The sequence below is a fragment of the Streptomyces sp. AMJ-169 genome (genome assembly GCF_055597585.1).
The window spans coordinates 89955-102250 of sequence record NZ_JBVLTJ010000010.1 but is presented as its reverse complement, the minus strand read 5'-3'; the positions used below and the strand labels follow the sequence as shown (position 1 = coordinate 102250).

At 71.9% G+C, this 12296-nt stretch carries 10 protein-coding genes; 1 reads left to right on the top strand and 9 read right to left on the bottom strand.

All coding sequences use genetic code 11. The features are described 5' to 3' along the window. Position 1: 1 nt before the first annotated feature. From ACYUD3_RS24515 to ACYUD3_RS24480, 8 genes are all read right to left on the bottom strand, one after another. A complete protein-coding gene (locus tag ACYUD3_RS24515) occupies positions 2-478 on the bottom strand; it encodes a hypothetical protein (RefSeq protein WP_470973500.1) in 477 nt (158 codons plus the stop codon). A 182-nt stretch (positions 479-660) separates the two neighbouring features. Next, a complete protein-coding gene (locus ACYUD3_RS24510; protein ID WP_470973496.1) occupies positions 661-1014 on the bottom strand; it encodes a cytidine deaminase in 354 nt (117 codons plus the stop codon). A gap of 13 nt (positions 1015-1027) precedes the next feature. Then, positions 1028-1387, bottom strand: a complete 360-nt coding sequence (locus tag ACYUD3_RS24505) for an MmcQ/YjbR family DNA-binding protein (RefSeq protein ID WP_470973492.1) — start codon at positions 1385-1387, stop codon at positions 1028-1030. Further along, positions 1384-2667 (bottom strand): hemolysin family protein, encoded by a 1284-nt coding sequence (locus tag ACYUD3_RS24500; protein WP_470973489.1) that lies wholly within the window; start codon positions 2665-2667, stop codon positions 1384-1386. The genes ACYUD3_RS24505 and ACYUD3_RS24500 overlap by 4 nt, the downstream gene beginning before the upstream one ends. Next, positions 2664-3161 carry an rRNA maturation RNase YbeY gene (gene ybeY, locus ACYUD3_RS24495; protein ID WP_470973487.1) on the bottom strand — a complete coding sequence of 166 codons (498 nt, stop codon included), beginning with the start codon at positions 3159-3161 and terminating at the stop codon, positions 2664-2666. Before ybeY ends, ACYUD3_RS24500 begins: the two co-directional genes overlap by 4 nt. A 12-nt stretch (positions 3162-3173) precedes the next feature. After that, positions 3174-5303 carry a PhoH family protein gene (locus ACYUD3_RS24490; RefSeq protein ID WP_470973485.1) on the bottom strand — a complete coding sequence of 710 codons (2130 nt, stop codon included), beginning with the start codon at positions 5301-5303 and terminating at the stop codon, positions 3174-3176. A gap of 149 nt (positions 5304-5452) precedes the next feature. Continuing rightward, positions 5453-6595 carry a carbohydrate kinase family protein gene (locus ACYUD3_RS24485; protein WP_470973481.1) on the bottom strand — a complete coding sequence of 381 codons (1143 nt, stop codon included), beginning with the start codon at positions 6593-6595 and terminating at the stop codon, positions 5453-5455. A 232-nt stretch (positions 6596-6827) separates the two neighbouring features. Then, entirely contained in the window at positions 6828-8144 is a 1317-nt protein-coding gene (locus tag ACYUD3_RS24480; protein WP_470973477.1) for a glucarate dehydratase family protein, read from the bottom strand. Positions 8145-8281: 137 nt separating this feature from the next. Here ACYUD3_RS24480 and ACYUD3_RS24475 point away from each other — a divergent pair, with 137 nt between their 5' ends. After that, entirely contained in the window at positions 8282-9490 is a 1209-nt protein-coding gene (locus ACYUD3_RS24475; RefSeq protein ID WP_470973473.1) for an MFS transporter, read from the top strand. 143 nt (positions 9491-9633) lie between these two features. Here the strand turns inward: ACYUD3_RS24475 and ACYUD3_RS24470 are convergent, their stop codons facing one another. After that, positions 9634-12267, bottom strand: coding sequence for an immunoglobulin I-set domain protein (locus tag ACYUD3_RS24470; RefSeq protein ID WP_470973470.1), 2634 nt, complete (start codon positions 12265-12267; stop codon positions 9634-9636). Positions 12268-12296 lie beyond the last annotated feature (29 nt).

The following is a 12296-nucleotide window of genomic DNA, read 5'->3' as shown; positions in this document are numbered from 1 at the left end:
CTCAGCTGTAGACGAACGGCCCCGGCGACTGCGCGGCGCTGGTCGTACAGGTGACGGTCACCCCGAAGATGACCATCGAGAGGCTGCCGCCGTAGAAGTCGAGGCTGTCGCCGGAGGCGACGGTCCCGGTCAGCGGGCCGACGGTGACGGGGTCGCCGGCGGCCAGCGCCGGGTTGACCGTACCGGTGAACACCCGGTTGGAACCAGTGGAGTTCGCCATCGTGAGGGTCGAGGTGATGCTGTTGGCGCCGAGCGCGAGCGGTGTGGTGACCGCGCTGGACGAGAGGGTGAGGGTGCCCGTGGTGCCGCTCTGGGTGGCGGTGAGGGTGGCTGCGCCGCCGCCGAAGATGCCGCAACTGGCCGTGAACGTGGCGGTTCCCGGGCTGACGGCCGCGGCGGCGGGCGCGAACGCCAGCCCCGCGGCGGCGAGTACGCCCACCGCCACCGCCGCACCTGTTCCGATTCGCTTGCCTCTCATGGCTTTCCGGCTCCTTCCGGATCTACTGCGAGAGACGGACGGCCGGAGGCGGGGCGGGCGGGTGCGGTCACCGGCCCCGTGGGGGGTGGATCTGACGGTCCGTCGGAATCAACGGTTCCATTGATACGTGCGGGACACCCCCCGGCAAGGCACATTTTCGGCCAACGGCGGGGCTTGAGAGGTCAGTTGACGGTAAGGGTCTCCCGCACGACCCCGTCAGGACCGGCCACCAGCACCGCGGTCCCGGCCCCGCCGAGATCCCGCACGACGTCGAGATCGGCGTCGCCGACCGCGTCGCCGGAGGTCACCAGCGCCGCCGCCTCCAGGGCCTGGGCCCCCGAAGCCGCCGCCATGGCGACAGCGGTCTGCAACGCGCTCAGCTTCAGCGAAGGCAACGCGACGGTCGAGGCGACATAGGTCCGCCCGGTCTCGTCCCGCACGGCCGCCCCCTCAAGGGCCCCGTTCCGCGCCCGCGCCGAACGGGCGAGCGTGACGATCTTCTGGTCCTCGGGGGCAAGCGCGTTGCTGTCGGTCATGGTCAGAGCATAACTAGGGCCGGTCCAGCCGCAGCCGCTCCGCCCTCGGCAGTCCCGCGACGACGAGGTCGTACGAGTCCTCCACCAGCTCCCGGATCAGCCGGGGCGGGAGGTCGCCGTCGAGGCGGACCGTGTTCCAGTGGCGTTTGTTCATGTGGTAGCCGGGGGTGATCAGGTCCGGGTGTTCCGCGCGCAGGCGGATCGCGTCCTCCGGGTCGCACTTCAGGTTGACCTTCAGGGGACGGTCGTCCAGCCAGCTCAGCGCGAACATCTTCCCGGCGACCTTGAAGACCGAGATGTCCGGGGAGAACGGGAAGTCCTCGACCGCCGCGTTGAAGGAGAGGCACAGCGACCTCAACTCCCGCTGGTTCACGACGACTTCTCCCCCACCGGCTCGACCAGGACCGTCACGATCTTGTTGCGCCGCCCGGCGGCGGCCTCGGCGGTGAGCCGCAGATCACGGTCGTCGGGGAGGCGTACGACGCTGGAGGCGCCGGCGATCGGGACGCGGCCCAGGTGCTTGGCCAGCAGGCCGCCGACGGTCTCGACGTCCTCGTCGTCGTACTCCTCCAGGCCGTACAGCTCGCCCAGGTCGGTGATGTCGAGGCGGGCCGTGACGCGGTAGCGGTCCTCGCCGAGGTTCTCGACGGGCGGGAGTTCGCGGTCGTACTCGTCGGTGATCTCGCCGACGATCTCCTCCAGGATGTCCTCGATGGTGACGATGCCTGCGGTGCCGCCGTACTCGTCGATGACGACGGCGACGTGGTTGCGCTCCTGCTGCATCTCGCGCAGCAGGTCACCGGCGTTCTTGGTGTCGGGGACGAAGGCCGCCGGGCGCATGGCCGTGGAGACCAGGTCGGACTCGGCGTCGCGGCTGATGTGGGTCTTGCGGGCCAGGTCCTTCAGATAGACGATGCCGACGATGTCGTCCTCGCTCTCCCCCGAGACCGGTATCCGGGAGAACCCCGAGCGCAGAGCCAGGGTCAGGGCCTGGCGGATCGTCTTGTAGCGCTCGATGACGACGAGGTCGGTGCGCGGGACCATGACCTCGCGCACCAGGGTGTCGCCGAGCTCGAAGACGGAGTGCACCATCCGGCGCTCGTCGTCCTCGATCAGCGACTCCTGCTCGGCGAGGTCGACCAGCGCGCGCAGCTCCGCCTCGGAGGCGAAGGGGCCGCGGCGGAAGCCCTTGCCGGGGGTGAGGGCGTTGCCGATGAGGATCAGCAGGGACGGGATCGGGCCCATGATCCTGGCCAGCGGCAGCAGGACGTACGCGGCGGCCGTCGCGGTGTTGAGGGGGTGCTGGCGGCCGATGGTGCGCGGGGAGACGCCGACGGCGACGTACGAGACGAGGACCATCACGCCGATCGCGGAGAGCAGCGCGGCGGCGGTGCCGTCGATGGACCTCAGGCAGGCGTACGTGACGAGCGCGGCGGCGGCCATCTCGCAGGCGACGCGGACCAGCAGGGCGACGTTCAGATAGCGGGTCGGGTCGGCGGCGACCTGGGCGAGCTTGGCGCTGCCGCGGCGGCCGGACTTGACGGCCTCCTCGGCGCGGAAGCTGGAGACGCGCGCGAGGCCGGCCTCCGCGCAGGCGGCGAGCCAGGCGACGACGACCAGGGCGACGGCGCCGGCGACGAGCTGGACGCTCATGAGACGGTCGGGGCCGGGGAGGGACCGGTGAAGCCCTTCTCGGCGCGCCAGCCGTCGACGATCGCCGCCTGGAGGCCGAACATCTCGGCCTTCTCGTCCGGCTCCTCGTGGTCGTAGCCCAGCAGGTGCAGCACCCCGTGGACGGTGAGGAGCTGGAGCTCCTCGTCCATGGAGTGCTGCGTCGGCGCCTCGGCGCCCTGCTTGGTGGCGACCTCGGGGCACAGCACGATGTCGCCGAGCAGCCCCTGGGGGGGCTCCTCGTCGTCCTTGGACGGCGGACGCAGCTCGTCCATGGGGAACGACATGACATCCGTCGGTCCGGGCAGGTCCATCCACTGCACGTGCAGCTGCTCCATGGCGTCGGCGTCCACGACGATCACCGACAGCTCCGACAGCGGGTGGATCCGCATCCGCGCCAGCGCGTAGCGGGCGATGTCGAGGATCGCCTGCTCGTCGACCTCGGTTCCGGACTCGTTGTTGACGTCGATCGACATGCGCTGGTTTCGCTACTTCCGTTTGGGCCGGCCGCCCTTGTGGCCGCCGTTCTCCGTACCGTTCTGGCTGTCGTACTTCTCGTACGCGTCGACGATACGGCCCACCAGCTTGTGCCGGACGACATCCTGGGACGACAGCCGCGCGAAGTGCACGTCGTCGACCCCTTCCAGGATGTCCTGCACCTGCCGCAGCCCACTCTTGGTCCCGCTCGGCAGGTCGACCTGCGTCACGTCACCCGTGATGACGATCTTCGAGTCGAACCCGAGCCGGGTGAGGAACATCTTCATCTGCTCGGCGGAGGTGTTCTGAGCCTCGTCGAGAATGATGAAGGCGTCGTTGAGCGTGTTGTGGGTCAGCAGGTAGTCCGTGGTGACGTAGAGGCTGTCCTCCGCCGCCACCTGGATGCAGACGGTCTCCTCCCGGCCCGCCGGCTCGATCGAGTCGATGAACCGCATCGGGCGTCCGCCGCCGCCTGCCGCGAGGTACTTGTCGCGTTTGCGGGCGAGGCGGAAGGGGGCGATGTCTTCGGGGAGGCGGATGTCGACGACGTGCGCGTCACGACGGTGCGCGCCCAGCGCGCTTCCCTGCTCACGTCCCTCCGCCATGCGGCGGCGGGTGTACGCCACTCCGCCGAGCGACTGCACGAGAGCGATCACATCGTCCCGGAGCATGATCGACGTCGTCGAGTACTGGATGCGGCAGGTGCGGTCCTTCTGGACGACCGGGCCGCCGTCGGAGTCGAGGAGGCCCTGAAGGACGGCGAGCCGTACCTCGGCGGAGTTGTACAGGTAGGCGTCCGGGACGAACTTGGTGTGCGAGCGGGTGCGCAGGAGATCGAGTTCACGCAGGACCCGGGTGACCGGGTTCTCCAGGGTGACGACATCCCCAGGGGACTTGACCCGGTTGATGATGTAGTCGGGCCCGCTCTTGTGCCGTACGTGGACTCCGGGCAGCGCCGATTCCAGCGCGACCGCCAGTTCGGGGTCCTCCGTGGCGAACGAAGGCGTGGTGGAGCCGGTCAGGCAGCCGTCGCCCAGCAGGAGCCCCAGCGCGTACGGGTCCATGGGGACCGCCTGCTCGGGGAGGCGCACCGGCGCCGTGAGCATCGGCAGCTCGTACCGGCGGGCATGGCCCGCGCGCAGGTTGCCGATCATCTCCTGGGTCTCCAGGACCCGCCACGGCTTGTCGCGGCGCTTGTCGTCGCGGGTGCGGACGGTCCAGAGGTGTTCACCGCAGGCGAGGGTCCAGGAGCCGTCCTGGGCGGTGACCCGGTAGATGTCCTTCTCGCCCTGCGGGTAGACGCCCAGGACCGGGGTCGGTTCGCCGTTCGAGCCGATGACCAGGTCACCGACCTGGAGGTCACCGATGGGACGCCAGCCGTCAGGCGTCAGGACGTTCGTGAACACAGCCTGCGCGCGGCCCCGCATGTACGCCAGCGGCGCCACCTCGATCGTCCCCGCTGCCATCAGCCTCGGGATCGAGTCGGGGTCCAGCATGTCGTGGAGGGCGTCGTACAGGGGGCGCAGGTACGGGTCGATCTTTTCGTAGAGGGTGCCGGGGAGGAAGCCCAGGCGTTCGCCCGCCTCTACGGCGGGGCGGGTCAGGATGATGCGGTTGACCTGCTTGGACTGGAGGGCCTGGACCGCTTTGGCCATGGCCAGGTAGGTCTTGCCGGTGCCGGCGGGGCCGATGCCGAAGACGATCGTGTGTTTGTCGATCGCGTCCACATAGCGCTTCTGGTTGAGCGTCTTCGGGCGGATCGTGCGCCCCCGCGAGGACAGGATGTTCTGTGTGAGCACCTCGGCCGGGGTCTCCTGGCCGTCGCTCGTCCCGTTCTCGCTCGCCCGCAGCATGGCGATCGAGCGTTCCACCGCGTCCTCCGTCATCGGCTGCCCGGTGCGCAGCACGAGCATCATCTCGTCGAACAGGCGCTGGATCAGGGCGACTTCCCTCGGGTCGCCGACCGCGCTGATCTCATTGCCCCGGACGTGGATGTCGGCCGCCGGGAAAGCCGTCTCGATCACGCGCAACAGGGAGTCTCCGGAGCCCAGCACGGACACCATCGGGTGCTGAGCGGGGACCGTGAACTGCGCTCGCGCCTTCCCCTGAGCGGGGGGCTGGGCTGTGGGTGTCTGAGTCATAGGCCGGCCCGAAAGCCTCTACGTCCTCCCGGATGCGTCTCGCCTGCCACAAGGGCGGCCTGGCGATTTCAAGAGTACGCCTTGCCACTGACAAGACCGCAGGGGTTTTCGCGCACCCGTTCGCCCGCCCGACCACCCCGTTCAGCCCCCTACGCCGACCTCCTGAACCCGATCGTCGGCACCGCTCTCCGCAGCGGCCACGGCCTCGCCGTCGACTCGTCCAGCAGCCCCGCCAGGAACGCGTACCGCTGGAGCGCCTCGGGGTCCTGGCCGTCCAGGGAACGCACCTTGCGCCACCACGCCGCGACCTCCGCCCAGCCGGGGGCCGAGAGGGAGCCGCCGAACTCCTGGACCGACAGGGCCGCCGTCAGGCCGGCGAAGGCCAGGCGGTCGGAGAGGGGCCAGCCGGCGAGGGTGCCGGTCACGAAGCCCGCCACGAAGACGTCGCCCGCGCCGGTGGGGTCGAGCGCCTCCACGGCGATGGCGGGGACCTCCGCCGTCTCCCCCGTCCGCCGGTCCACCGCGTACGCGCCCTGCGCCCCCAGCGTCACCACGGCGAGCGGCACGTGCGCGGTGAGCGCGTGGGCCGCCGCGCGCGGGCAGTCGGTGCGCGTGTAGCGCATGGCCTCCTCGGCGTTGGGGAGGAACGCCTCGCAGTGCTCCAGGTCGGCGAGGCCCGCGAGGTCCCACTTGCCGGTGTCGTCCCAGCCGACGTCGCCGAAGATGCGGGTGCCTTTGGCGGCGGCCTGGGCGATCCAGGGTTCGCGGCGGCCGGGGGTGAGGGAGGCGACGGCCGCGCGGGAGTACGGCGGGCAGGCGGGCGCGGACTCCTCGGGGGGCGGTTCGTGGCCGTGGGAGACCATCGTGCGCTCGCCCTCGTACGCCATGGAGACGGTCACGGAGGAGTGCCAGCCGGGGACCGTGCGCGACGGGGAGAGGTCGATGCCCTCGCCCTGTTCGAGGGCGTCCCAGCAGTACTCGCCGTAGTGGTCGTCACCGAAGGCCGCCGCCAGGGACGTACGCAGGCCCAGGCGGGCCAGGGCGGTGGCCATGTTGGCGACGCCCCCGGGGCTGGAGCCCATGCCGCGCGCCCAGGACTCCGTGCCGCGCACGGGGGCCGAGTCGAGGCCGGTGAAGATGATGTCCAGGAAGACGGGGCCGGTCAGGTACACGTCCCACGGAGGATCGTCCGGAGCGCGCACGGCGGCCAGCGGGTCCAGCGGACACGGCCGGGCCCATGAGTGCGTGCTCCTCGGTGCGGTCTCTCCTGCCGACGCGGCGGACGGGGTCACGGTGCGCTCCCTGCGAGTGGTGCCGATCCAGCCAGTCTGCACCACCCCACTGACATCACCGCCCACAACACCGCGAGGCCGCGCGCGGATCAGCAACCCGCGCGCGGGTTCACGAAAACGACATGAACGAAACGAGCGAACGCCCGCGCGCGGGACGACGAAAGCGCCAGTACCGATCAACTCCGGTCAGCCCCGATCGCGCCCTCACCAACGGCCCCTCGTCAACGCCCCCTCACCAACGCGGCACCCCCGGCGTCACCCACCCCGCCTCCGCCACCCGCATCGCCGCCGCGTCGTCCCGCTCCCGCAGCCCCCCGTCGTCCTCCACCCACCGCCGGTGCAGGAACTCCAGCTTCCCCCGGTCGAGTTCGACCCCGAGCCCCGGCGCGTCCGGCACCCGCAGCCTGCCGTCCTCGAACTCCAGCCGCGAGGTCAGCACGTCCTCCGACTGCCACGGATAGTGCGAGTCGCACGCGTGGTGCAGGTTCGGGACGGTGGCCGCCACATGGGTCATCGCCGCGAGCGAGATCCCGAGGTGCGTGTTGGAGTGCATGGACACCCCGACCCCGAACGTCCGGCAGATCGCGGCGAGTTGCTGGGTGTTGCGCAGCCCGCCCCAGTAGTGGTGGTCGGAGAGGACGACCTGGACGGCGCCCTTGGTGAACGCCTCGGGTATCTCCGCGAACGTCGTCACGCACATGTTGGTCGCGAGCGGCACGCCCGCGCGGGCGGCGACCTCGGCCATGGCCGGGGTGCCGAGGGCGGGGTCCTCCAGGTACTCCAGGACGTCGCCGAGCTCCTTGGCGACCATCAGCGAAGTCTCCACGGACCAGGCGCCGTTGGGGTCGAGCCGCAGCGGGTGCCCGGGGAACGCCTCGGCCAGCGCGCGGATCGCGGCGATCTCCTCCTCCGGCGGGAAGACACCCCCCTTGAGCTTGAACGACGTGAACCCGTACCGCTCGGTGAACTTCCGCGCCTGCTCGACGACCCCGGCCGGGTCGAGGGCGGCCCCCCAGTCGTCGCGCTCGGCGGCGACCCCTTCCGGGTGACCGGCCCACTTGTAGAACAGGTAGGCGCTGTACTCGACGGCGTCGCGCACCTTCCCGCCGAGCAGCGCGTGCACGGGCTGCCCGACCGCCTTGCCGTACGCGTCGAGACAGGCCACCTCGAAGCCGGAGACGACGGACAGCCGCAGCTTGTCGGCGGTCTGGACGCCGCGCAGCCCGCCGACGTCGACCTGGTCGGAGACCCGCGCGCGGTCGACGTCGATCCCGTCCATGACTGTGAACAGCCCGTTGAGATCGGCGACGGACCGCCCGACGATCCGCTCCGCGAACGGCCGCGCGAGTTCGAGGTACTTGGTGTCGCCGTAGGTCTCCCCGGCCCCGACCACCCCGTCGGCCGTGACGACCTCGACGATCAGCCGGGGTGTGTACGGCTGGTGCACACCCTGGGTGTTCAGCAGCGGCGGGTCGGCGACCAGGATCGGCGTGAGGCGTACGTCCGTGACGGTGAGGTCCACCTGGTCCACTCCCTCGGTAAACGGCATCCACATACAGGAACAGAGGCTAGATACCTGAACAACAGCCGTCAATGGCTCCGTCGGCCATCCCTCACACCCCCGACACACACCACTCTCACCCGCCCCGGCCCCCACCGCCCCCTCACCCCTGATACAACTTCGCCGTGTACAACCGCACCACCCCCTGGCCCGCCGTCGCCCTGTTCACGGCCGGGTACCTCGCCCCGTATCTCCTCCCCACGATCGTCGGCCGCCTCGGCAGCGGACTGCCCCTCACCCCGACCGAGGCCGGCGCGGTGGGCAGCGGACTGCTCCTCGCCTCCGCCTCGGCGGGCTTCCTGCTCGCCGCCCGCGTCGAACGCATCGGCCCGCGCACCCTCGCCCGCGCGGGCCTCGCCCTGTCCGTCCTCGGCTACGGCACGGCCGCCCTCTCCGGCTCACTCCCGGTGGTCGTCGCGGCGACCGTCCTGGGCGGTTTCGGCTCCGGCACGGCGACGACGGTCGCCGCGACCCGCGTCGCCGCCGCCCCCGACCCGCACCGCGCCTCCACCCTGGGCCTGCTGACCGTCAGCGCCCTGGCGGCGGCCCTCTACCTCACGGTCCCCCACCTCGGCCCCGGCCACGCCCAGCCCCTCGCCGCCATCGCCCTGACCGCCGTGGCCGCCTGGCCCTGGACCGCCGCACTCCCCGACCGCCGCGCGCCCCGCCCCGAGGGGTACGACGACCAAGGCGCCCGCCGGCTGCCGAACCTGCGCCCGGGGATCGCGCTGGCGCTGGCCATGCCGTGCTGGGCGCTCGTCCAGAACTCCCTGTGGGGCGTCAGCGGGCGCATCGGGCTCACCCAGGCGGGGCTCGGGGAGGCGGCCGTAGGGGTCGTCTTCGCGGTCGCCCTGGGGGCCGGGCTCCTCGGGGTCCTCGGCGCCGGGGCGCTCGGCGCGCGGGCCGGGAAGGCGGTGCCCATCGGCGGCGGCACGGTCCTGATCGCCGCGTGCGTGACGCTGGCCGCCACCTCACGCGGGCCCCTGACGTTCGCCGTCGGCGAGATCCTCTGGAACGCCGTCTACCCGGTCGTCATGTCGTACGTCATCGGCCTCGCCGCCGCGCTGGACGGGCGGGGGCGGTGGGCCGTCCTGGTCGGCTCGGCGGGGTCCCTGGGGACGGCGGCGGGGCCGCTCACCGGGAGTCTGCTCGCGCAGGGGCTCGGGTTTCCGGCGATGGGGAGTCTGCTGGGGGTGGTGCTGGTGACGGTCGCGGTGCCGATGACGCTGGTCGCGCTGTACGTGGAGGGACGGCCGGGACTCAGAGTGGTCCCGGCCGCCCGGACGGGGGTGGGGGCGGAGACGGTCGACCGTGCGGTGCCTCGGGTGCCCTAGAGGTGGGGTCCCTTAAGGGGGAGCTGTCCCCTAGGGGAGCTGTCGCCCCTTAAGGGATCTCCGGCCCCTAGGGGATTCGCCGTCCTTTAGGGGAGTTGCCGTCCCTTAGGGGAGTTGCCGCCCCTTAGGGGATTCACCGTCCCTTAGGGGGCCTCCGGCCCCTTCGCCGCTCGTGCGCGCCGCATCGCGAACCAACCCGCCGCCGTCAGCAGGGCCGCGAGCCCGGCCATCGTCCCGACCGTCGCCCCGGTCGAGGCGAGGCTGCCGCCGCCCGTGGTCGTCGTGCCGGTGCCGGTTCCGGTGGAGCCCGTGGAGCCGGTCGTGCCCGTGGCGCTTCCGGTCGAGCCTCCGGAGGACGTCGTGCCTCCGGTGCTGTCCGAGCCGCCGGTCCCGCCGGTCCCGCCGGTGCTCCCGCCCTCGGGGTCCGTCTCCACCGGGGCCTGGCCGACGAAGCTCACCGGGACCTTCACGTCCTGCGAGCGGTCCCCGGAGAGGGTGTGGTCGGCCCTCGTCGCCAGGACGCACGTCACCTTGAAGCAGTCGGTGTACTCGTCCTTCGCGTCGACGGTCAGCTCCACCGAGAAGGTGCCGCCGTCTCCGTACGGGGTCGCCAACTCCTTGCCGTAGTCAGGCGGGTTGGAGGAGATCCAGGCCGACGAGTGCGAGGCGCCGGTCATGTCGACGCCGCCGACGCAGGGGGTGGGGAGTTCACCGGGGCCGTTGTCGACGCAGAGGGCGGCGTAGATGCCCTTCTCCTCGTCGTACCCGGCGCCGCTGACCTTCAACTTCTGCTGTTCGGTGGCGAGTTGGTTGACCGGGGTGACGGTCAGGGTCTGCCCCTCGGGCCCGGTGACCGTACGGGTCCCGGACGGTTCGCCGGTGCCCGGGGTCTCCCCTCCCCCGCTGCTGCCGCCGGCCGCGCCCACCGTCAGCGTGAACTCCGAACTCCGCGTCGTACCGGCCGAGTTGGTGAAGACGACCCGGTAGCGGTAGCCGTCCTGGGCGGCGCGGGCGGTGAAGGTGTACGTGTTCGACGTCGCGCCCTGCACGGTCGTCCAGGTCTGCCCGCCGTCGGGGCTGACCTCCCACTTCAGGGCCGGCGCCGGGACGCCCTCGGCCGCCGCGACGAAGGTGACCTGGTCGCCGGCGGTGACGGTCTGGTCGGTCGGGGTCTGGGTGACCTTCGGGGAGACCCGCAGGTCCAGCTTGACGACCTTGCTCTCCGCGTACTTGGTGAGATAGACGGACGTCGCGCCGGGAGTGACTGCGACGCCCGCGTAGGTGGAGCCCGCGATGCTGCCGGGCAGGGCGACCGCCGCGGCCGCCTCTTCGAAGGTCGCGTGGTCGAGGATCTGGAGCGCGCCGGCGCCGTCCGCGCCCTCGGCCTCGGTGCCGTAGTCCTCGCGCAGCACGAAGGCGCGCCCGGAGGTCTTGTCGAAGGCCATCGCGAGCGGGCGGTCCTTCGCGGTGAGCGTCTTCAGCGGCTTGCCGTCGCGGTCGAAGACGAGGACGTCGTCCCCGCTGCCCACCCAGACGTTGCCGTTGGCCGGGTCGGTCTCCACGAACCAGACGGATCCGGCGGGGAGTTGGGCGGTGGCCGTGACCTGGAACGCGGCCGTCCCGGTGTCGACGCGGCGCAGGACCTTGCCGGTGCCGTCCGAACCGACCGACCAGGCATAGCCGTTGACGGTGTCGGTGCCCAACTGGGCGCCGCCCTCAAGGGAGATGGTCCGCTTGACCGTGCCGGTCGCGGTCTCGACCTCGGAGAGCGCCGCGCCCTGGGCGACGAGAACGGTGGTGGCGGTGGCGGGCCCGGTGCCGGTGACCGTCGAGCCGTTCAGCCAGACGCCCTGCGCGACGCCGTCGCCGTCCTTGGCGGTGGCGAGGCCGCGCAGCGGGAAGTGGAAGACGACGCCGTCGCCGGGCAGCGGCGCCACGAGCTGCCGGACCACGCGCGCGGCGAGCGCGCCGCCCGCGCCGGGGGCCTGGGCGATGTGGCTGAGGACCTTGCCGTCCGCCGGGTCGAGGGCGTAGAGGCCCTGTTCGGCGATGTCGGCGGTGTCGGGGATGTTGTCCGAGCCGACGTACAGCTTCCCGGAGTCGGGGTGGATCAGCAGGTCCAACGGCCGTCCGGCGGTGGTGAATTCGGCGCTCTTCACATAGCTGACGGTCCCGGCCGGCACGTCGACGCCGGCGCCGCCGTCCTCGCCGCCGCCGGTGTCCTGGCCCTGGAAGGTGACGGGGATGCGGACGTCCTGGGAGCGGTCGCCGGCGCCGTTGTGGTCGACGCGGGTGACGACCGCGCAGCTGACCTGGGTGCAGTCGAGGCCGCTGTCCTTGGCCTTGATCCCGAGTCCGACGTCGAAGGTGCCGCCCGCGCCCCACTTCTCGGCGACCCCGGCGGGGGCCTCGGCGGAGTCGGCGGGGACGATCCACTTGGAGGCGCCGCTGCCGCCGGTCTGGTCGGCGCCGCCGACGCAGGGCGTGGGGACGCGGTTGTCGCCGTTGTCCTTGCAGAGGGCGACGTAGATGCCCTTGGTGACGTCGTAGCCGGAGCCGGTGACCCTGAGGGTCTCCCCCTCCGGGTCGAGGTTCGCGGAGGCGGCGACGGTCAGCTTCTGGCCGTCCTTGCCGAGCGCGGTCCGGGGGGTGTCGGCGGCGTGCGCGGCCGGGCCCACCGTGACCGCGACGGCGGCCGAGGCCACGAGGGCCGCCGCGCCGAGCAGCGCGGCGGGGCGCCGCGGCCGCCGGCCCCGGCCGGGGGTGTCGTCTGTCATGGGGTGTCCTCGATCGAGGGGCTGGCGGT